This window comes from Priestia sp. P1_B12_1, assembly GCF_056406695.1.
Genome location: NZ_JBFTZR010000002.1, coordinates 594,022 through 613,058, shown reverse-complemented (window position 1 = coordinate 613,058; position 19,037 = coordinate 594,022). Strand labels below are relative to the sequence as shown.

At 38.7% G+C, this 19,037-nt stretch carries 22 protein-coding genes and 1 riboswitch; of the genes, 11 read left to right on the top strand and 11 right to left on the bottom strand.

What is annotated here, in order from left to right:
* Nucleotides 1-5 precede the first annotated feature (5 nt).
* Together AC1D0Y_RS08565 and AC1D0Y_RS08560 are read left to right on the top strand one after the other, a co-directional pair.
* Complete coding sequence (locus AC1D0Y_RS08565; protein WP_477707500.1) at nucleotides 6-956, top strand: sensor histidine kinase; 951 nt, start codon at nucleotides 6-8, stop codon at nucleotides 954-956.
* Between the two features lie 219 nt (nucleotides 957-1,175).
* Nucleotides 1,176-2,477: an NCS2 family permease gene (locus tag AC1D0Y_RS08560; protein ID WP_013055916.1), complete on the top strand. Its 1,302-nt coding sequence runs from the start codon at nucleotides 1,176-1,178 to the stop codon at nucleotides 2,475-2,477.
* A gap of 31 nt (nucleotides 2,478-2,508) precedes the next feature.
* On the opposite strand, the gene AC1D0Y_RS08555 is transcribed toward AC1D0Y_RS08560, so the two are convergent.
* Nucleotides 2,509-2,712, bottom strand: a complete 204-nt coding sequence (locus AC1D0Y_RS08555) for a hypothetical protein (protein ID WP_231504471.1) — start codon at nucleotides 2,710-2,712, stop codon at nucleotides 2,509-2,511.
* 165 nt (nucleotides 2,713-2,877) lie between these two features.
* Here AC1D0Y_RS08555 and AC1D0Y_RS08550 point away from each other — a divergent pair, with 165 nt between their 5' ends.
* Nucleotides 2,878-4,047 (top strand): MFS transporter, encoded by a 1,170-nt coding sequence (locus AC1D0Y_RS08550; protein WP_028407856.1) that lies wholly within the window; start codon nucleotides 2,878-2,880, stop codon nucleotides 4,045-4,047.
* Between the two features lie 268 nt (nucleotides 4,048-4,315).
* On the opposite strand, the gene AC1D0Y_RS08545 is transcribed toward AC1D0Y_RS08550, so the two are convergent.
* The gene (locus tag AC1D0Y_RS08545) at nucleotides 4,316-4,762 is read right to left on the bottom strand and encodes a GNAT family N-acetyltransferase (protein WP_477707499.1); all 447 of its coding nucleotides are present in this window, start codon (nucleotides 4,760-4,762) and stop codon (nucleotides 4,316-4,318) included.
* Nucleotides 4,763-4,875: 113 nt separating this feature from the next.
* On the opposite strand from AC1D0Y_RS08545, the gene AC1D0Y_RS08540 reads away from it, so the two are divergent.
* The gene (locus tag AC1D0Y_RS08540) at nucleotides 4,876-5,223 is read left to right on the top strand and encodes a CotG/ExsB N-terminal domain-containing protein (protein ID WP_081085290.1); all 348 of its coding nucleotides are present in this window, start codon (nucleotides 4,876-4,878) and stop codon (nucleotides 5,221-5,223) included.
* 147 nt (nucleotides 5,224-5,370) lie between these two features.
* Nucleotides 5,371-6,168 (top strand): VOC family protein, encoded by a 798-nt coding sequence (locus tag AC1D0Y_RS08535; RefSeq protein ID WP_060746688.1) that lies wholly within the window; start codon nucleotides 5,371-5,373, stop codon nucleotides 6,166-6,168.
* 18 nt (nucleotides 6,169-6,186) lie between these two features.
* On the opposite strand, the gene AC1D0Y_RS08530 is transcribed toward AC1D0Y_RS08535, so the two are convergent.
* The 5 genes from AC1D0Y_RS08530 to AC1D0Y_RS08510 all read right to left on the bottom strand — a co-directional run bounded on the left by AC1D0Y_RS08530 (nucleotide 6,187) and on the right by AC1D0Y_RS08510 (nucleotide 11,898).
* Nucleotides 6,187-7,800 carry a M20/M25/M40 family metallo-hydrolase gene (locus tag AC1D0Y_RS08530; protein ID WP_060746687.1) on the bottom strand — a complete coding sequence of 538 codons (1,614 nt, stop codon included), beginning with the start codon at nucleotides 7,798-7,800 and terminating at the stop codon, nucleotides 6,187-6,189.
* A gap of 466 nt (nucleotides 7,801-8,266) precedes the next feature.
* Complete coding sequence (locus tag AC1D0Y_RS08525; RefSeq protein WP_028407851.1) at nucleotides 8,267-8,509, bottom strand: hypothetical protein; 243 nt, start codon at nucleotides 8,507-8,509, stop codon at nucleotides 8,267-8,269.
* Between the two features lie 68 nt (nucleotides 8,510-8,577).
* Nucleotides 8,578-8,679, bottom strand: a riboswitch (SAM riboswitch).
* Between the two features lie 62 nt (nucleotides 8,680-8,741).
* Nucleotides 8,742-9,896, bottom strand: a complete 1,155-nt coding sequence (locus AC1D0Y_RS08520) for an amidohydrolase (protein WP_477707498.1) — start codon at nucleotides 9,894-9,896, stop codon at nucleotides 8,742-8,744.
* A 47-nt stretch (nucleotides 9,897-9,943) separates the two neighbouring features.
* Nucleotides 9,944-10,450, bottom strand: a complete 507-nt coding sequence (locus tag AC1D0Y_RS08515) for a GNAT family N-acetyltransferase (protein ID WP_060746686.1) — start codon at nucleotides 10,448-10,450, stop codon at nucleotides 9,944-9,946.
* A 203-nt stretch (nucleotides 10,451-10,653) separates the two neighbouring features.
* Nucleotides 10,654-11,898 carry a methyl-accepting chemotaxis protein gene (locus tag AC1D0Y_RS08510; protein WP_051421047.1) on the bottom strand — a complete coding sequence of 415 codons (1,245 nt, stop codon included), beginning with the start codon at nucleotides 11,896-11,898 and terminating at the stop codon, nucleotides 10,654-10,656.
* A gap of 261 nt (nucleotides 11,899-12,159) precedes the next feature.
* On the opposite strand from AC1D0Y_RS08510, the gene AC1D0Y_RS08505 reads away from it, so the two are divergent.
* Nucleotides 12,160-12,912, top strand: a complete 753-nt coding sequence (locus AC1D0Y_RS08505; RefSeq protein WP_477707497.1) for a M48 family metallopeptidase — start codon at nucleotides 12,160-12,162, stop codon at nucleotides 12,910-12,912.
* A gap of 212 nt (nucleotides 12,913-13,124) precedes the next feature.
* On the opposite strand, the gene AC1D0Y_RS08500 is transcribed toward AC1D0Y_RS08505, so the two are convergent.
* Nucleotides 13,125-13,532, bottom strand: coding sequence for a DUF1259 domain-containing protein (locus tag AC1D0Y_RS08500; RefSeq protein ID WP_025749486.1), 408 nt, complete (start codon nucleotides 13,530-13,532; stop codon nucleotides 13,125-13,127).
* A gap of 252 nt (nucleotides 13,533-13,784) precedes the next feature.
* Between AC1D0Y_RS08500 and AC1D0Y_RS08495 the strand changes: the two genes are divergently transcribed.
* From AC1D0Y_RS08495 to lepB, 3 genes are all read left to right on the top strand, one after another.
* Nucleotides 13,785-14,123 (top strand): YmaF family protein, encoded by a 339-nt coding sequence (locus AC1D0Y_RS08495; RefSeq protein ID WP_013055902.1) that lies wholly within the window; start codon nucleotides 13,785-13,787, stop codon nucleotides 14,121-14,123.
* 392 nt (nucleotides 14,124-14,515) lie between these two features.
* Nucleotides 14,516-14,851: a LapA family protein gene (locus AC1D0Y_RS08490; RefSeq protein ID WP_050688244.1), complete on the top strand. Its 336-nt coding sequence runs from the start codon at nucleotides 14,516-14,518 to the stop codon at nucleotides 14,849-14,851.
* 191 nt (nucleotides 14,852-15,042) lie between these two features.
* Nucleotides 15,043-15,594, top strand: coding sequence for a signal peptidase I (lepB, locus tag AC1D0Y_RS08485; protein ID WP_013055900.1), 552 nt, complete (start codon nucleotides 15,043-15,045; stop codon nucleotides 15,592-15,594).
* 36 nt (nucleotides 15,595-15,630) lie between these two features.
* Here the strand turns inward: lepB and AC1D0Y_RS08480 are convergent, their stop codons facing one another.
* Entirely contained in the window at nucleotides 15,631-16,077 is a 447-nt protein-coding gene (locus AC1D0Y_RS08480; RefSeq protein ID WP_016763336.1) for a YndM family protein, read from the bottom strand.
* Nucleotides 16,078-16,218: 141 nt separating this feature from the next.
* Between AC1D0Y_RS08480 and AC1D0Y_RS08475 the strand changes: the two genes are divergently transcribed.
* The gene (locus tag AC1D0Y_RS08475) at nucleotides 16,219-17,094 is read left to right on the top strand and encodes an aldose 1-epimerase family protein (protein ID WP_477707496.1); all 876 of its coding nucleotides are present in this window, start codon (nucleotides 16,219-16,221) and stop codon (nucleotides 17,092-17,094) included.
* A 195-nt stretch (nucleotides 17,095-17,289) separates the two neighbouring features.
* On the opposite strand, the gene AC1D0Y_RS08470 is transcribed toward AC1D0Y_RS08475, so the two are convergent.
* Both AC1D0Y_RS08470 and gloA2 read right to left on the bottom strand, forming a co-directional pair.
* A complete protein-coding gene (locus tag AC1D0Y_RS08470; protein ID WP_028407845.1) occupies nucleotides 17,290-18,156 on the bottom strand; it encodes a gamma-glutamylcyclotransferase family protein in 867 nt (288 codons plus the stop codon).
* Between the two features lie 5 nt (nucleotides 18,157-18,161).
* A complete protein-coding gene (gene gloA2 / locus AC1D0Y_RS08465) occupies nucleotides 18,162-18,560 on the bottom strand; it encodes an SMU1112c/YaeR family gloxylase I-like metalloprotein (protein WP_014461134.1) in 399 nt (132 codons plus the stop codon).
* Between the two features lie 147 nt (nucleotides 18,561-18,707).
* On the opposite strand from gloA2, the gene AC1D0Y_RS08460 reads away from it, so the two are divergent.
* Nucleotides 18,708-18,908, top strand: coding sequence for a hypothetical protein (locus AC1D0Y_RS08460; RefSeq protein ID WP_014461135.1), 201 nt, complete (start codon nucleotides 18,708-18,710; stop codon nucleotides 18,906-18,908).
* The last annotated feature ends 129 nt before the right edge of the window (nucleotides 18,909-19,037 follow it).

Sequence of the window (19,037 nt, the reverse complement as noted above, 5' to 3'; positions counted from 1 at the left end):
CTAAAATGAAACTATTTTACACATTAGTTTTACTAACTGTTTTCGTGCTCCTCTTTTTTAAAGACCTGCCTGTTAGTTTACATCTCCTACTTAGTTCTTTTATAATTGGTTCATTTTTTATATGGAGAAAGAAATATCAAACGGCTCCTTCACTAACGATAAAAAAAGCAATCGTACTGACGTCTTTTTTCCTGCTTTTATTTAGCCTATCTTCACCTTTTAGTGTTAGCTTAACCGTTATCGCAATGATTGGTTATATGACTGACATGTTTTCTTCTTATCAACAATACATATTTGTAACCAACCGGGAAAGCAGTGCTTCACGTGAAATTCAAAAAAACAATGAGCTTTTTCAAGCGTTAAGGGCTGAAAGACATGATTTTATTAAACATGTCAGTGCTGTATCCTATCTTTTAGAAACAAATCAAAGGCAGCAGGCACAAGAGTATATTCAAGATTACGTTGAAGCTTTGAATGATACCCATTCATATATTCAAGGTGAACATTCGCACGTTGCTTCTGTTGTCCATCAAAGCAAGAATCAAGCACATACGTGGGGAATACATATGAATGTTCAATTAGATTCACCATTATCACAGCTGCCTTTAAACCACCTTGACCAAATGAATCTCATCATGAATTTACTGCATAATGCTTTAGAAGCCGCTCATTCTTCTGAGAAAAAGGAGATAACCGTTTCGAGTATGATTCGAAGCGGCATTTACATTTTAGAAGTCAGCAATTCTACCGCTGCTTTATCACGAGAACGTCAAGATCACTTGTTTACTTCTTTTCATGTTACAGAAAAGAAAGAACGCCACGAAGGCCTTGGCACGTGGATCATTTCTGAACTTGTTTCCAACTACCACGGACGCTTGGAATATACGTATCACGATTTAACTCTTTCCATTAAAATAAAATTTCCAATAGTCGTTGCCTCAAAACAAGCAACATAGCCGCTGCAGACCAAGCGGCTTTTTTTCGTATGAGCCTCTTCTATACGCACACACTATAAAAAGCACCGAAAAAAAGAAATATTTCACACTTGTTTTAGCTCTTTTATCGTCACTTTTTCAGTTTTTGATTTTTTATATGCAAATCTATTGCATTTCAAGTAAAAAACGAATATTATATATCATGTTGCTTTTAATGTTCGTTATTTTTGGAGGTTACTTATGTTTAAGTTAAAAGAATATAACACGGATGCTAAAACGGAGATTTTAGCTGGTATTACAACGTTTTTAACCATGATTTATATCGTCATTGTGAACCCAGTTATTTTGTCCAGCGCCGGCGTTCCTTTTGATCAAGTATTTACAGCTACTATTATTTCAGCAGTCGTAGCTACGCTATGGATGGCTCTTGCAGCTAACTATCCAATCGCGATTGCTCCCGGTATGGGAATGAATGCGTACTTTGCTGCTTTAGTTGTTGGTTCAAATGGAAGCATCGACTATGCTACTGCTTTTTCAGCTGTATTCGTAGCGGGTATTATCTTTATCATCCTATCGTTAACATCGTTTCGTGAAAAATTAATTGAAGCTATTCCAAACAATTTAAAGCACGCGATTAGTGCTGGTATCGGTTTATTTATTGCTTTTATCGGGCTTCGTTCAGCCGGTATTATTGTTGCAAATAAGTCAAATTTAATTGGACTTGGTGATTTGCAGTCTGAAAAAGTAGTTTTAACACTGATTGGACTTGCGATTACAATCATTTTATATACGCTAAATGTAAACGGCGCTTTATTCTTCGGTATGATTATTACGGGGTTAATTGCTTTCTTTAGAGGACAGCTTTCATTTGATAAAGGTTTGTTTGCTTCTCCTCACCTTCCAGACGGCTTAATGATTTCAAATCCTTTTGCTGCTTTTGGAGATGTTATTCATCATGATCTGTACACAGTTGTTTTTTCTTTCTTACTTGTGACGATTTTTGATACAACAGGTACAATGGTAGGCGTAGCTCAACAGGCCGGTCTTATGAAAGGTAATAAGATGCCTCGCGTACGTCAAGCATTGCTTGCTGACTCATTTGGTACAACGATTGGAGCTTTATTTGGTACAAGCCCAACAACGGCTTACGTTGAATCTTCATCTGGTGTAGCAGCAGGCGGACGCACAGGTCTAACGGGCGTGACGGTAGCCATTCTATTTATTGTTGCAGCGTTCTTTAGTCCGGTTGTAAGCTCGGTTTCTGGCGTAGCAGCTATTACTTCACCTGCATTAATTATTGTCGGAAGCTTGATGATGGGTGCTGTAGCTAAAATTAATTGGAATGACTTTGATGAAGCGTTCCCTGCCTTTTTAGTTGTTCTAGCGATGCCTCTTACATCAAGTATTGCAACAGGAATTGCGCTTGGCTTCATTTCTTATCCGTTAATGAAGCTGGTAAAAGGAAAAGGCAAACAAGTCCATCCGCTTGTGTATGTCTTTGCTGTTCTATTTCTCTATCAGCTCATCTTTTTACCGCATTAAAAAAGCTTGGAGATTTCTCTCCAAGCTTTTTTTATTGAAAGTGATTGTTATTTTCTTTTGTTTGATAAAGATAATTTTCCACATAGATTTGTTCTGCATCAGAAGCATTCTTTATTCCTTCTGCTGGATCTAACTCGATACTTCTCTTTTTAGCTATATAGTCCACTAGCGCCCCAAATCCTAGAAGACCGCCTATGATCCCAGCAAATACAATCCATATTGGCAATCGCTTCACGTCCCTTTCCTTTTAATTGTATCATCCTCAGCACAACAGGTAAATATTAACATATTTATCCATTTGTAAATAAAACGTTTTTTACCAAATATACGTAAAAAACTTCTTTGTATTTGGTATACTAAACTCACGGCATGTTCTACAGAGAAAGGGGCTTAATTGCATATGAACAAACAGCTTGGAACATTAATGTTTGTTATTTTTATGGTATTTGTCGGCTTTGGAGTGATCATCCCCATCGTACCTGAAGTTATTCGTGCCACGGGTGCAAGCACGGTCAATTTAGGAATACTAATGGCTAGCTATTCGATCGCATCTTTTATTACTGCACCTTTTTGGGGGAAGCTTTCCGATATAAAAGGCCGGCGTCCCATCTTACTTTGGGGCTTACTCGGCTTTAGCGCAAGCTTTTTTCTTTTTTCGGTGGCAGAAAACTCTCTGACTTTAATGTATACGTCCCGCATCATCGGAGGTTTGTTCGCAGGAGCTGTTATTCCTTGTGCTTTTGCATATGCTTCTGATAGTACAGATGAAGAAAACCGCACGAAAGCAATGGGACTGTTAGGAATGTCGATTGGCTTAGGCTTTATTTTTGGACCGGCATTAGGCGGCGTCCTTTCATCTTTCGGCTTGTTTTTCCCCTTCGTTATCTCTGGTATCTTGTCACTGATTATGACAGCGTTCTCATTCTTTACGTTAAAAGAATCTTTACGAAAAGAATCTGCTGATAAAGTACAGACATCGAGATGGCATGACTTCACGTCAGATTTTCAAGGAGCTATGAAGTATTTATATGTTCTTTCATTTTTAGCGACTTTTACGCTCGCTGGTTTAGAAGCTACTTTTCAATTTTTTCAAATAGCGAAAATCAATGCTACTCCTACGACAATCGGATGGATGTTTATGGCGAGCGGTTTAACTCAAGCGCTGATTCAAGGCGGTGTGCTGCAGCGATTTAAAAAAGGAAATGAAAAAAAGCTGATGGCCATTGGCTTATTGGTTTCAGCAATAGGATTTACATCTATTTTGTTATCTTCTAGTGCCGTTAATGCTACCTTATTTTTGTGCATATTTACAGCAGGTAATGCCCTTATTCGTCCTTGTGTCCTCTCATTAATTACAATGAGAACCAAAGTAGGATATGGCTCTGCTTCGGGGTTAACCGCCTCAATGGATAGCTTAGGGCGTATTTTTGGGCCTCTGCTTGGTGCATTTGCCTTTAAACTCAATATGACGCTGCCTTTTATTATTGGAGCGGTTGTCACTTTAGCTGCTTTACTGCTGATTCAGCGCCATACAGCTCTAGATTATTCTGAGCAAACACTCTCATCGTAGAGGCTGGGACAATATTATTTTAGTTGAAAGAAGATCCGAACGATGAATCGTTCGGATCTTTTTCATGGTGATAGTGAACGTAGGTTTCATGTATGTAGATACTTCTAGTGGTTGATTGGAGAGCAAGGCGGAGACTCCTGCAGGATAAGCGGAAGCGACGAGGAGGCTCAGCTCTCGCGGAAAGCGAGGTCTTGCACAGAAATCACCAGCCAATCCCTACTAGCTTATGTCGCTAATTTGTTAGTCTTTGGATTAATTTAACGATGTCTCAATCTCTTTTCATCGTTACTAACACAAGATTATCAGCAGCTGCAGTGTGTTTTATAATTGAAAACTGATGCGCTTTGTACAGCTTAATCGCAGGTGTATTTTTTTCGGCTGTAGACACCATACATTCACATTTTGAATATCTTTGAAGTACATGTGTTAAAAGACGGCTTCCTATTCCTTTTCGAAAGTAATGAGGACGCACAACAAGGCGGCAAATCGTTAATCGCTCATTTTCTATTTCAAACGACAGCACTCCTGCTAGCTTACCTTCAATCATTTCTCCGATAAACACTTCCTTGCTTTTCATAATATCTTCTTTGCTTTCTGTAAGCTGAGGAATATCTGAAAAACCAATGAGCCTTGCTTCTTCTTGATAAGCTTCTACTTGCACAGCTACTATTTGAAGAGCGATATCCACTCTTTGATGTTCGAGGATTTGAAGCATGAAAACCACTCCATTTCTTTCACAAATTTAGACAAATTCCATGTTTTCACTATATCCAAACGCCTTCCTTGTACATATTGTATTATGTACCGAATTAGCCAGGAGGTGTTTATATGCATATCACTGCTGAAAGAATTAGAGAAGCAACAGAAGCGATTGCTTCTACTGAGCTTGAAACATTTATGTACCAAGAGCCAACTGCTCTTCACAGGCGCTCTCGTCGTCGTTCTACTCGCCGTTCTACTCGTCGCACTACTCGCCGTTCTACTCGCCGTTCTACTCGTCGTTCTACTCGCCGCACTACTCGTCGTTCTACTCGCCGCACTACTCGCCGCACTACTCGCCGTTCTACTCGTCGTTCTAGCCGTCGCCGCTGTCGCTGCGGTTCACCTTGCTGCTCATATCCATGGTTTAATAAATCATTTGGATGCTGCTATAAGGGGCATGGCTGTCGTCGCTAACTAAATCTAAAGCAAGTCGAGTTTAAAACATACGCGGCTTGCTTTTTTTAAGATTTTCATTTTACATAATCATTCGTTTTACTCCTCTTGAAAAGGAAAACAACGTATAATAATGGGAAAGAATCTCTTTTAAAAGGAGGCCTATCCATGCACTTATCTTTTGATCATCTTGTTCATTTTTCACCTGACCCTATTAAAGCTCAGAAAGAACTAAACGAATACGGAATACATGTCATTAAAGGCGGCACCCATGAAAAATGGGGCACTTTTAACACGTTGGCTTATTTTAACCTCAGCTATATTGAATGGCTTGGGCTTAGAGATATCGCGTTAGCTCAAAACGTTACAGATAATGACCTTATTCAGCAGCTTGTTAACGAACATACACCGGTTGGTCATTTTGGCCGATTTGCACTTCGTACAGATGATATGGATTTGCTGATAAAAGAGCTGGAAAACAAGAACGTCACTGTAAAAGGTCCTGTAGCGGGTTCTCGCCAAACCAATGATGGAGAAAGACTTCAATGGAAAATGTGTTTTATTGAAGCTGATCACGATTCCCTGCCTCTTCCTTTTTTTATTGAATGGGGTGAACCAGAAGAAAAACGCAAGCCAAAGCTAGCAGATCTTTCTTCTCACCAAGCTGGTCAGCTGCAGCTAAAAAATATTTACTGTGCTGTACATAACCTCGAAGAATCCATCAGCAAGTGGACGAAACTGCTGGACGTTCAGTCTGGCGAAAGCTACAAAGACTCTTTGCTTGATGCACGTTGTCAAAAACTATATGTCAATGGAGGAAACCTTATTTTTTGCAGCGGAACACAAGGTGTTGTCCATGATACATTAAAAAAAGTTGGAGAGCGTCCATTTTTGGTTGAATTGGATCACGCTCTAACACCGCAACAAATTACCGTACAAGGAGCTTCTTTTAAATTCAACAAATAAACATCCGCAGGCGGATGTTTATTTCTGCGCTTCTTTTATAGCTTGATAAATGAAATGAGGCAAAATTTCAAAGGAATACTGAACGTCTAATCTTTCGGTCCATTGATGCGCATCTCTTCCCAGCGGTCCAATGTTCAGCACCGGCATCTTCAGCTCCTCTAGCTCTTCTAGCGGGATATGATACCCTTTATTCCATAGCGGCATATTGGCTACTAACGTGTTAAATGTATGAAGCGGATGCTGCAGGCTGGCATAGCTTAAATCCGAAATTCCGCCAAAATAACTTTGTTCAACTAGCTCCACTTGGAATTGCTCTTTGGCAGTTGCCTGTACGTTTGACAAAATCTCTTGTACAAAGGGATCATCATGTGAACAAACGGCCGGATAAAAAGGCGGCGTAAAAAATAAGACCATCATCGGAGCTGCTTCTTTACATAAACCAGCTAAAGAGTTTACTAAGTTAATGGTTTTATTTCTATCATCATCCTCTTGTTCCAAAAGTGCTGCTTCCATTTCTTGCACATATTTTTCGCCGTGCTGTTTGACTGCATGAGTATAAAGTTCTTCATACGTCCATACGTTCACGTCAAGAGATGAACCCTCCATTCCCGCAGCGTACTGCCTAGCGGCTTTATTATAATGTTTTTTCACATTCAAAGCCGCTTTGTCAGCCGATTTCAACAGCAGATCTGTTACTTCTTTAAGAGAGCGGTTTAACATAAATAAATTAAATAAGACAACGGCAGAATGCGGAACTTGAACTGAATACTCTTCTTTTAAATCTTTTTGTATCAGCACCGTAGGAGGCGGACTCGTTTCATCTCTTATTTTTTCGCAAAAATCAACGTTTAATTCTATTTCTTTTGTTAAATAAGAAGCTAGTAAATTAGCATTTAAACCAGCTAGCGGTTCCCCTACATGAGTTTCTTTTCCATAACACAAAAAGCTTGGCATGATTTTTCCAATTGATCCTGAGTACACATAGTTCGTTAGATCTCCAGGATAGCGGCTGAACACCGGTTCTGCATTTAGCATGAGAGAAAAATCCAGCTGATGTTTGCGGGCAAGTTCTAAAAGAACAGGCACTGCTTTTCTCATCCCAAGCGAATTTACTTCTTCATCCGGTACCGACAGCAGCAGGATGTTTCCGTCAAACTCTCCGTTGCATGCTCGTTCAACCATACTGATATGCAGGGCAATGCCTGCTTTCATGTCCATCGTTCCTCGGCCAAAAAGCCAGTCTCCTTTTATCATATCTTTTTGTACGTGCGCCGGAACTTGTTCCATATGGTTATAAAAAGTACTCGTTAATGTATCAGCGTGAAAAGCATCCTTTTTCCACTGTCCATAATCTTGTACATCCACTACATCGTAATGACTTACGAGTACAACTGTTTTATTCGTATTTTTCCCTTGAACAAAAGCTGTGACAATCGATCGTCCGTCTCCTGTTGAATGAAGCTCGACTTGCTCGTTTTTTTGAAAGTAAGGCAGCTTCAATAAATACGACGCTATCGATTCAGCCATTTCAACTTCTGCCATCGTTCCTGTCACGCTAGGTATAGAAACCAATTCGCTTACAAGTTTTTTTAACTGTTCTTTTGTTTGATACAAAGATGTTTTGTTCGACATACCCTTCATCTCTTTCCTTTTTCTAAATTTTCTATCAAACAAAACCATTCGTCAATCCCTTTGACAGAGACCCTTTCATTCTATCCCTATGTATCATAGTATGGCGCTGCCTTTACACACATGATAAAAAAAGAGTGCGCGGCTAGGGATAGCACCGCACACTCTTTTTTTACTTTTGGTCATCTTCTAAAAAGTCTAGGATACGATCAATAAGCTGTTCGCTTCCTGCATCGTTTCCGTGTTCAAGAGACATTTCCATTTCAATGCTCCTTTCATAAAATATTCTTGTTTTATAACATACCACAATTCATTTCGAATGTAACCTTTAATTTGTGTAAAAATTTCGACAATTTATGATTAATTTTAAAACCTAGTGAGTATTGATTATACCCACCAGATTCTTTGCTTGTCAAAAACCATGCTTTCTATTTAAAAACACTTAAAAAATAGAGGCGCGAGCAGACTTCTATAAAAGACAGCCTACTCGCTCAAGCTTGGAACAGCATGATGAATAAATTTCTAGTTCATTTGCTTTTTGTACATCTTTAATATCTATGCCTACAGCATATGTACGAACATGGTTTTCGACCACAATTTCATAAAATGTTTCTAACTCACGATAAGCTACTTGATAATGCTTTCCTAATAATTTCACTGCTTCCTTTAATGCTTTCTCTCCTGTATGTGCTGCAACTGCTGTATGACCCATAAAACCCTCTCCTTTTAGAAAAATAAAAAAAACTCATTTTGCTTTGATGCAAAATGAGTTTTTCACCCGTTTTATCACCCAAAGCACATGCTTTGCTGGTAGGAGCACCTTACATTCGTAGGTTGCTGTGGAGTCAAAGAGCCAGATCTCTCGTCCACTCGTGATAACTTTTTAATTTAAAATTTATTTTATCAAACAATTCCATCCGCGTAAATAGAAAAATAAAAATATTTTAATTTTTTCGGTAATGGAATGAATTCAAAAAATGAAAGCTTAGATTAGCAAAATAAGAAGCTGCTACAAGTAATGCTTCTTCATTTAATGAAAAAGAAGGATGGTGCCATTCATATTCTCCAGCTGTACCCATCCATACAAAAAATCCTGGTACATGCTGCTGATATACGGCAAAGTCTTCTCCTCCAGGCGATTGTTCAGCTTCTACGACTTGGTAACTAAGATCCTCTGCCGCTTTAGTAGCCAGTTTTTCCAGCGTATCATCATTGTTGACTACAGGAAGATATGGATACCATTTAACGTCTACTGAAGCCCCGAAAGCTGCCCCAATCCCTTCAGCAGTTCGTTTCATAAGAGCCGGTATTTTTTCTCTCGCTTCTTCTTGAAAGGTACGCACCGTTCCTTCAAGCGTTACTTTGTCAGGAATGACGTTCCACGAGCTCCCTCCATGGATTTGAGTTATGCTGACAACAACATTTTGAAAGGGGCTGAGATTACGGCTGACAATGGTTTGTAAACTAGTAACAATTTGACCAGCAGCAGCAATCGGATCTATTGTTTTTTCAGGAATACCCGCGTGACCTCCTACTCCTTTGACGTCAATTTCAAAACGATCAACACTTGCCATTAAAGGTCCCGGTTTGATACCAATGGTTCCTACAGGAAGATCCGGTTTGTTATGCATCCCAAATATCGCTTCCACTCCTTCGAGCACACCTTTTTCAACTAGCATTTTTGCCCCAGAAGCCGTTTCTTCAGCTGGCTGAAAGATAAATCGAACCGTGCCGCAAAGCTCCTGCTGACGCTCTTTAAGAAGGATAGCTGCTCCGATTATAGAAGCCGTATGAAAATCATGGCCGCACGCGTGCATAACACCGTTCACTTCAGAAGCAAATGGCAGATTGGTTTTTTCTTCAATTGGCAGCGCATCAATATCAGCTCGAATAGCGATAGTAGGTCCCGGCTTTCCTCCTACAATTTCTGCTACTGCTCCTACGTCTAATTGGAATGTATCCGCTGTAGAAATATCATAGTGCTTTAACCACTTTTTAATACGTTTAGTTGTTTCATATTCTTTCATTGAAAGCTCTGGAAACCGATGCAGCTCACGGCGTATGTCTATTAACTCGTTTAGTAGTAATTGATCTGTCATATTTATCACTCTTTCACATTTCTTAATTTGGATCACTTCTTTATCTTTTACGACAAAAAGTGTACCTTATTGAATTTTTTATAAAGAAATACGGTCGTATAACCTTCTGCAAGGTGCTTTTCTTTATCTTGAACATATCCTTTTCGTTCATACATCTCAACTAACCAAGGATGTTCTTTTGCTGTTCCTAAAGACACACCTGGTGATTTAAACATATTTTTTATTATCTCTTCCTCTACTAGATGCAGCAGCTTAGATCCAACGCCTTTCCTGGCAAACGACGGGTCTACTGCAAACCACCAAAGATGCGGAACTGCAAACGGACCTGGATGTTCTCCCCAAGGCATTCGTATAGACACAGTTGCAGCGATTCTTTTATCTTCTTCATATACATAGCAAAGGTTTTGAGAAATATTTTTCTTAACGAGGGCAAGATCAGCAGTAGCTGCTAAGAAAGGAATGCCTAGCTCTCGAATAGGCTTATATGCTTGCAGAGTTAAGTTCAATAAGCTATCTGCGTCGTCATTTGTTGCCAAACGGAATTCATTTTTCATCTCTTCGTCTCCTTATGTAGTGCTTAAATATTTTATTTAACTTATAAGTTTACTAAGAATTAAAAAAGACAGACTGCCGCCTTGCCTCACTATACAGCTGCTTTTATAACGTGTCAATTCTATTTATCGTTTTCTATAAAGGGTATAAATAAAACAAATACACGCAGTTTTCTGCGCGTATTTGTTACATATCAAGACAAATTTTAGGACTCACTTACCGTAGCTTTTAAATTAGCTGCCAACACTACAAGTTCTTCTATAGATGCTAATTCCTCCTGTGAAGCCGCGGCTACTTCTTCAGCATAAGCAGCTGCTTGTTTGGCAACCTCTGAAAGCCCCATGACAGACTCCATTACCTTGAACGAATACCCATCAATCTCTCCTGTTGCCCTTGTCATTTTGTTCATTTGTTCTTGAGCAGCAAAGACATCTTCCATGATTGTGGAAAATTGTTCAGTTACATCTTCGACAGTGGCAATCCCAAGTGTGACTTCTTCTGTATTGACTTCCATGTTTTGATAAGCCTGCTTTGCCTGCGCTTCAATTTCTTTTAACAGATGACTGATTTGTATAGCGGACGTTTTAGATTCTTCCGCTAGCTTACGTACTTCCCCTGCTACTACAGCAAAACCTTTTCCATGTTCCCCAGCTCTTGCAGCTTCAATAGCAGCATTAAGTGCAAGAAGGTTTGTTTGTTCAGCAATTCTTGTAATCGTGTCAATAATTCGTCCAATCTCTGTAGAACGATCTTCGAGTCCCTTTACTTCACTGGTGGATATCTTAACTGATTCATAGATTTTATTCATTTGATTCGTCACCTCTTTCACCGAAACATTGCCAGTGGAAGCATGTTCAGAGGCTCTGTTCATCGATTGTTGTACCTTTGAAGAATGATCAGTCATTTTCTGAAGCAGCTTAGCCATATCCACCATAGCTTGCTCGGTTTCAACCACATTTAGCAACTGCTTATCAGAACCCGCAGCAATTTCTTGAATAGACATCGTAACTTCTGTCACAGCTGTTTTTGTTTCCTCCATGCTTGCAAGCAATTGCTCTGAGGAGTGACTGACCGTGTTCTTTGTTTTACTTATTTTCTGACGCAGCATTCTCATGTGAGTCATCATTTCATTAAATGAAGATATGAGTGTACTAATCTCATTTTTCCCTTTCAAAGGAACAACATCTACAGATAAATCACCGTTTGAAATCCCTTTCATTGTTTTTGATAAATTTTCAACCGCAATTATGTAGCGACGTATGATAAAATAGAACACGGTAGTTGTAAAAGAAACAAACAGAAATGTAATCACTAGCGTAATCGAAGCTGCTTGCTCTTGTTTCACAATAAGATAATAATTTGTTACTTCAATTACAGTAGATGTTATGGCCACCATGGCTGCAATCATACATAGCATTTTCATGCGTAAACTTTGAAAAACTTTTTTCATTTTTTCATCCCCTATACAATCTAAAGACATAGAATGTCTAATCTATATTAGTAGTATCGGCATATTTTTATATTTTTTTGTAAAAACTAAAGAAGAATTGAAACAATTATTATTGGCGCTTTTCCACTAAACATTGGAATACATATCATTCTGCAAGGCGCTGCAACAGCAGTTGATAACTGTCTGATTATTCTTTCATTTGACCAAACTCTACCTTTGCTTATAAAATGAAGATTTGTAGAAAGGAGTACGAAAAATTTTATGTATACGTATCAAACAGGCAATCAAACAATTGACTACAAAATTGAAGTCGTTCCAAATAGAACCGATATCACGGTGCAAATTTGTGACAAAGAAGGGGTAAAAGTTATTATCCCTAGAGGTCTTAATGAAAACAATGTGCGTTCAATTATCGCACGCAAAGCAACATGGATTTTAAAACAACTAAACGGTTCACAGCCAGCTGAGGAAAAGCCAGCTGCTCCAAAGAAAGAAGCAGTAAAAAAAGAAACAGCTAAAAAAGAGGCTCCTAAAGCAGCAGCTTCTGCAGCTAAAACTGGTTCTTTTGAAGAGGGAGACAAATTCCCTTACCTAGGACGTCAATACCGCTTAAACATCGTTCGTGGAGATGTAGCAAAGGCTGAAATGACATTCCGTGCAAAATTCATTGCTACAGTACCTGAAAGCTGGAACGAGCAGCAAACAAATGAAGGTATTGGACAACTGTTAACAGAATGGTACCAAGGCCGCACAGGTGAAAAATTCCAAGAAGCTTTGAAATCTGTTAAAAAAACTGCAGACAATGCTCCTGAATCTGTTAAGTGGGACGAGTTAGGTGAAGAATACGCTACGACTCAAGATAATACAATCGTATTAAACTGGCGTTTGCTAACAGCTCCTCTTGCAACAATTGAATATGTCATTGCTTCTCAATTTACAAATGCAGATGAGTTATTCGAAGATGCAGCTGAACGCAAACAGTGGTTAAGCGATAACACCCTAAACGCATTTTAAGTTTATACATAAAAAAAGCACGCGGCGAACGCGTGCTTTTTTTATTTGGATAGAAGTACCCGAATAATCTCACTCCTCAAAAATTAGTTAATCTGATAGGTTCATTCAAGCGCAGTTTATAAACCAATATATAATATACATGTTTAAAGTTTTATTAATCTAATTTTAAAAGCAGTAAGTAAGAATAAACTGATTCTATAAAAAACTGCTTTCTATCCTTTTAATACTTTAAACGCTTCTCTTACTTTTCGTGCAAAATCTAACGGTGGTTCTACAGATTCAAAATGCATATACATTGCTCTCGGCTCTTCAAATAGCCAATGGTTGTGAACGGCCGTAACCTTAATATCTCTTTTTCTAAGCTCCGTTAATAATGGATTTACCTCTTCTTGCAAAAGCACGGTTTCACCTAGATTTAGCGCTCTTCCCTTGCTATCTAAATCTTCAAAAGTAAAAAATTGAGGAGTAACTAACGGAGAGCGTGTTGGACGCCCTAAAATTTTAAAACGAATCGTCCGAAATTTTTGTACTAAACAAACGCCATTTTCATCTAAACTGCCTTGTCCACCTAGAATTCTCGCAAACTCCTGACATAGACTCTTTTTATTTTCCCAACTCATTATGCTGACTTCCTCTCTTGTAATAACTTGTCCTACTTTAATAAATATATGTGAAAGTTATCAAGTAGAAACGGCAAACACACAGGAAAACTACCCATTTTATAAATCCTGATTATCAAAAGTCATATTTATTTTTCTTTGTTCATATCAATAGCATGTATTTTTGAATTTAACTAAACAGAGAAATTTAGATGCCATTTAAAAAATTTACTTAAGCAGTTTTTTTAAATTGAATTTATAGGGGGAAGTAAAATGAAAAAAATAGGCAAGGATGATTTTATTTCAGGGTTTGTTCCTCATCATAATCATGGCTCAGTGGACTACACTTCTGTTGCGTCAGGACATGTCCATCAGTGCCTCGATGTAACGTCTCCTCCAATTCAAAGCGAGGATGGAAGCCACATTCACTATACAGAAGGCTATGTTGTTTTTGAAGACGGACATACACATCATTACAAAGCCTACTCTGGTCCCGCTATTCCCATTGGCAACGGTATGCATGTTCACTATTATGACTTTTATACCAGCGAAGACAACCAGCATCGGCATCATGTCAAAGGTGTAGACCATCCTGCTCCGGGCGATAGATAATGAAATAGTTTAATGCAATTAAGCCAAAGTCTCAGCTTCTGAACTGATTTTCATCTTGTGTTTATACCCCTTTATTAACAGTGAGACCTTTAATAGATAAAGGTCTCTTTGTGCATATATGAGTTAAATGCCAGTCTCTCCCTCTGCTTAAGCAAAAAAGGATATGCGAGCTCTTTATTCCAAAAGTTCGACATACCAGGTCTTTGGACATGTCAAAGTTTCTACACCAATCGATATATTGTGTCTTGAAAGAAAGATATATATAATCAAGAAAATGTTTGATTTTGTTTAAATGTGGATACGTATACCTATAAGCAAGATAGCAAACACTTAAGATGAGTGGTTACGCTATAAAAGTTGTAATGACCATGTAAAGAAAGGAAGTGCAGCTTATGAAAGGACAGAGCTTTTTTATTTTAGGACTTATATTTGCTCTTATCATTGCTGTTTTAGCTGTAATTAACAACGATCCTGTACAATTTAACTATGTATTTGGTTCACAAAAATGGCCTCTTATTTTAATTATCTTAACAACGGCCGTGTTTGGAGGAGTTGTTGCTGCTTCATTGAGCTTTGTGAAAATTGTTCAACTAAGAGGACAAGTGAAACAGAAAAACAAGCGAATTGCTGAGCTGGAAGAAGAAGTCAAGCAGCATAAGCCTGTTGAGCCTGTTGTGGAAGAAGAACCAAATCAACCAGCTACTCGAACTGAGCGCGCTCAGTTATAATAAAGAAGAGCCGTTATTCTAGAGAATAGCGGCTCTTCTCATTTTTTGGTTCCGCCCAGCATATTTTTGGCATATACGCATAAATAGATAGATATGGAAAACTTTAGTTCTGAATGGTACAATCAACACTGTTATATCTCTATGAAAAACTTAAATTGACAGTCTTACCGTTAAGAAGGTGTTCATCCATTATGGTCAATAAAAAAATAAAGCGTGAAATTCTTACATACACAAGCGTCATCCTCGGCACCGTTTTGCTTTCTGTTGTCGTTCAGCACTATTGGTTTCAGCCCTACACTGTAAAAGGCGATTCTATGAAGCCTATTTTGCACGAAGGCAATCGAATTATTATTAACAAACACAGCAAGCTGGAGCGCTTTGATATTGTCGTGTTGCAAGCTCCCTATAGCAGTGATTTTCTAGTAAAGCGCATCGTGGGCTTACCAGGAGAAACGGTCGAATACAAAGATGATGTTCTGTATATAAATAACAAAGTCAAAAAAGAACCGCATCTCCATAAATATTTATCCAAAGTTCCTGCTTACGAGCGATTCACTGAAAATTTTTCCACGTACGAACTGTCTCCAGACGGCACGATACCGGATGGATACGTATTAGTGCTAGGTGACAACAGACGCATTAGCCGAGATGGCAGGCATTTTGGCCTCACTCCGATTTCTTCGATCATGGGAGAAGTCAATATGAAATACTGGCCTTTAAAGGAAATGACTTTTATGCATTAACACATAAAAAAGAAAGCTCAAAAGTGAGCTTTCTTTTTATTTTGGATTTTCCTTGTTTTCTACATGCTGTTCTTCTGCAAATTCTGTGTCATACGCTAGTTTTCGCTTAAAAGCGGGACGCGTTCTCGCCGTATGTTTCGTTTCAATATGGTTGAATAAGTAGCGGTGAACAAAAACCTCGGCAAATGTAATAATAGCTGCAGAAATAATGCTTCCCCAAGCAATTTGAACGTAGCTGTCTAATAACAATGTTCCAAAAATCCATACGCTCATATAGGTTAGAACAAATTCAACAATAATGGCATCACGGTTGCCCACTCGAGGCAGTACAATTCGATCCACTACTAAATATGTCACAACTGTCGTTAGCAAGCTAAAAGAAATAATATCTCCGATGGTTGCATCAAAAAACAAATCAAGGCCTATACCAAACGCAATAAGTGCCGCTGCAAATTTAATGAGCAATAATGTTGCATGATTCATATTTGAACCCTCCTTTTTCTATATTAATTTGAACAAAAATAGGGAAATTAATACCTTTTTTGCCAAGAAGGGTATAATATAGGCAAAGCCAGTACGCTTGAGGCTGCTCGAGCGTACAAGAATGATTTGGGAGATGTTGTAATGATTGTACTAGAAAATAGCAAAATGAAAGTCAGCATTCAAGAAAAAGGAGCGGAAGTTGTAGAAGTATTTCATAAAGAAAAAGACCTGCAGTTCATGTGGAGCGGAGACCCCGCTTATTGGGGACGAGTATCCCCGGTATTGTTTCCAATCGTAGGCAGATTAAAAAATGATCAGTATACCGTTGATCAGCGCGAATACTCTTTGCCGCAGCACGGCTTTTTACGTGATTCTGCTTTTAGCGTGATCGAACAAACAAACGAAACGGCACGGCTGCAATTTGCTACAAACGGCCGTTTTAAAGACGTATATCCGTTTGAATGTTCAGTTGAAATCAGCTACCGTCTGGAAAATAACCGATTAACGTTTCAGTGGAAAGTAGTGAATGAAGATAAAGACGATATGTATTTTTCAATTGGAGCCCACCCTGCTTTTCGTATTCCGTTACGTGAAAACGAGCAGATTTCTGATTACTTTTTAGAAATAGAGCCTTCTGAAACTACGCCGAAGGAATTTATATTAAAAGACGCTCTTATTCATGAAAAAGGAGCTGCAGAAAATGTGCATCAGCTGCCGCTAAGCGCAGATTTATTTGCAAATGATGCGTTAATTTTTAGCCATATTGACGGAATTACGATTAAATCTGCGGTTAATGAAAATCAAATTAACGTTCAGTTTAATGATTTCCCGTATGTCGGTATTTGGTCAAAGTATGATGCAGAAAATCATACAATCGCTCCTTTTCTTTGCATCGAACCTTGGTTTGGAATTGCAGATACGCATGACCACAACGGAAATTTCAAAGAAAAATTAGGCATCAACCGTTTATCAAAAGACGGTGTATTTCACACAGAATTCTCTGTTGCCTTTAGTTGATGCAACAAACACATAACATAACAAAATCAATCCAATCTTAAGACGAACAAATGGGATATATGAGCTGGACTGCTTGTTACACCGCTGTTGATTTCCGTGCAATTCTTCGTTCGCCATAACAATGAAAAGCTCCGCACGATTACTCGTTCGGAGCTTTCTTCAACTAAACTGCTTTTGTCCCTGCTTCTTTTTATATTAGTTATTTACAACATCGCTATTTTTTAGCGCATGGACTTGCTCTATTAGCTTCTGAACGTATTCTTCGCTGAGTACACCTGTTGCTCCTCGAATAATTTCAGTCGAATAGTGATCGGGAGGTGCGACTTCTTTTTCTTTATTTAACACAAAAAAAGTAAGCACATGATCCACCATCTTACCTTCATGCTCGACAGAAATAATAGCAGGACGATAGCCGTTATTATCTACGCCTTCTCTGCCATACAGGTACGTAATAGCTTCAGGCGGCACGCGGTACAATTTGCCTTCAACGACTCCGCCTTCTTCAACCATGTCTGCACGTCCTCCGTCATGAATAACGTGGTTATATCGAAGCGTATAGCCATTGAAAACAGCTCTGCCGAGACAGTCTTGGAAATGCTGATCCACCCCGTGCTTAATAAAACGATCGTTATCCATACATGAACCGTAAGCGAAATACAGCATACCTTCTAATAAATCTTCTTTCCACACGCGCCAGTTTCCGCTCGGGATAAATTCGTGCAGCAGCGAACGGTCGCTTGCCACATACACAACGGCTTCAAATTCACCTTGGTCCGTTTCAACCGTTTGCACAACTTTATCATATTCATTGTCTTTATGACCTTCATGAATGTATCCTTCTAATTCATCAAGAGCCTTCCACATAAGCTGATCGGTCACTTCATATACTTCTCCGTATACAATATGTTCACTGTCGATATCGAGCATAGGATAGCCTTGCTTTGTGTCATATAATTTCCCTTTCGTTTTTGCCTGCTTGGCAATAGAGCGCGCATGATGCAGCAATCCGTGATTACCTTCTCCTTCAAGAAGCGTTCCGTATACAAATAAATAATTGCACATACTCCTTATTCCCCCTCTTTCTCTTCATAAAGCTCTAGCGGTAACCCGTCTGGATCAGCAAAAAAAGTGAATTTTTTTCCCGTTAGTTCATCTACCCTAATAGGTTCCACATCAATCCCTTGCTGCTCTAGTTCACGCTTAGAATCCTCTACGCTTTCAACCGCAAAAGCTAAATGTCGTAAGCCGCACGCTTCAGGCCTTGAAGGACGCTGTGGCGGATTTGGAAACGAGAACAACTCAATTTGATAGCCAGGAGCTACTTCTAAATCTAGCTTATATGAATCTCTTTCTTTTCTATATGTTTCTTCTATAATCTTGCATCCTAACACATTTACATAAAAAGCTTTTGAACGTTCATAATTACTTCCTATAATGGCTACGTGGTGCATTCGTTTTAAATTCATTTCATTCTCCCATAAAAACCCTTTTCTAATCATCCTACACAAAATGCCGGCAAACATCAAATAATTACGTTATCACCTTTGACGAGAGTGATAAAAGTCACGGACATAGCGCCTCATAACGAGTAACATAACAACGAGGTGAATAACATGATTTCGTTAACATTTAAAGCAAGAATTGACCGAACTCAAAATTTAGATTCGTTAAAAGAAGAAGCGTCTATTATGCACCGTATTGCTGATCAGCTATCTCCAATGAGCCCTGAGTTCATAGAATATACTGAACGTATTCAATATGTGTATGAACGCATGCACATTATCGTACGTCATCCTACTAAAAAACTCGCTTAATATAAGCGAGTTTTTTTATAAAATCTTTGTCAAACTACCTTATTTTGAGATATACTGAATGCTAATAAAAAAATGAAACTTTTTGATCTTACGCGCGTATACTTAATTACGATAGGATAAAAGATAAAT

Coding starts and splice junctions, on each gene's coding strand:
- AC1D0Y_RS08510 (WP_051421047.1), bottom strand. CDS start 11,898: ATGAAAAAAGTTTTTCAAAGTTTACGCATGAAAATGCTATGTATGATT.
- lepB (WP_013055900.1), top strand. CDS start 15,043: ATGGTCAATAAAAAAATAAAGCGTGAAATTCTTACATACACAAGCGTC.
- AC1D0Y_RS08540 (WP_081085290.1), top strand. CDS start 4,876: ATGCATATCACTGCTGAAAGAATTAGAGAAGCAACAGAAGCGATTGCT.
- AC1D0Y_RS08535 (WP_060746688.1), top strand. CDS start 5,371: ATGCACTTATCTTTTGATCATCTTGTTCATTTTTCACCTGACCCTATT.
- AC1D0Y_RS08550 (WP_028407856.1), top strand. CDS start 2,878: ATGAACAAACAGCTTGGAACATTAATGTTTGTTATTTTTATGGTATTT.
- AC1D0Y_RS08500 (WP_025749486.1), bottom strand. CDS start 13,532: ATGAGTTGGGAAAATAAAAAGAGTCTATGTCAGGAGTTTGCGAGAATT.
- AC1D0Y_RS08495 (WP_013055902.1), top strand. CDS start 13,785: ATGAAAAAAATAGGCAAGGATGATTTTATTTCAGGGTTTGTTCCTCAT.
- AC1D0Y_RS08525 (WP_028407851.1), bottom strand. CDS start 8,509: ATGGGTCATACAGCAGTTGCAGCACATACAGGAGAGAAAGCATTAAAG.
- AC1D0Y_RS08480 (WP_016763336.1), bottom strand. CDS start 16,077: ATGAATCATGCAACATTATTGCTCATTAAATTTGCAGCGGCACTTATT.
- AC1D0Y_RS08470 (WP_028407845.1), bottom strand. CDS start 18,156: ATGTGCAATTATTTATTTGTATACGGAACGCTTCTTGAAGGAGAAGGT.
- AC1D0Y_RS08560 (WP_013055916.1), top strand. CDS start 1,176: ATGTTTAAGTTAAAAGAATATAACACGGATGCTAAAACGGAGATTTTA.
- AC1D0Y_RS08565 (WP_477707500.1), top strand. CDS start 6: ATGAAACTATTTTACACATTAGTTTTACTAACTGTTTTCGTGCTCCTC.
- AC1D0Y_RS08505 (WP_477707497.1), top strand. CDS start 12,160: ATGTATACGTATCAAACAGGCAATCAAACAATTGACTACAAAATTGAA.
- AC1D0Y_RS08460 (WP_014461135.1), top strand. CDS start 18,708: ATGATTTCGTTAACATTTAAAGCAAGAATTGACCGAACTCAAAATTTA.
- AC1D0Y_RS08515 (WP_060746686.1), bottom strand. CDS start 10,450: ATGAAAAATGAATTCCGTTTGGCAACAAATGACGACGCAGATAGCTTA.
- AC1D0Y_RS08530 (WP_060746687.1), bottom strand. CDS start 7,800: ATGTCGAACAAAACATCTTTGTATCAAACAAAAGAACAGTTAAAAAAA.
- AC1D0Y_RS08545 (WP_477707499.1), bottom strand. CDS start 4,762: ATGCTTCAAATCCTCGAACATCAAAGAGTGGATATCGCTCTTCAAATA.
- AC1D0Y_RS08475 (WP_477707496.1), top strand. CDS start 16,219: ATGATTGTACTAGAAAATAGCAAAATGAAAGTCAGCATTCAAGAAAAA.
- AC1D0Y_RS08490 (WP_050688244.1), top strand. CDS start 14,516: ATGAAAGGACAGAGCTTTTTTATTTTAGGACTTATATTTGCTCTTATC.
- gloA2 (WP_014461134.1), bottom strand. CDS start 18,560: ATGAATTTAAAACGAATGCACCACGTAGCCATTATAGGAAGTAATTAT.
- AC1D0Y_RS08520 (WP_477707498.1), bottom strand. CDS start 9,896: ATGACAGATCAATTACTACTAAACGAGTTAATAGACATACGCCGTGAG.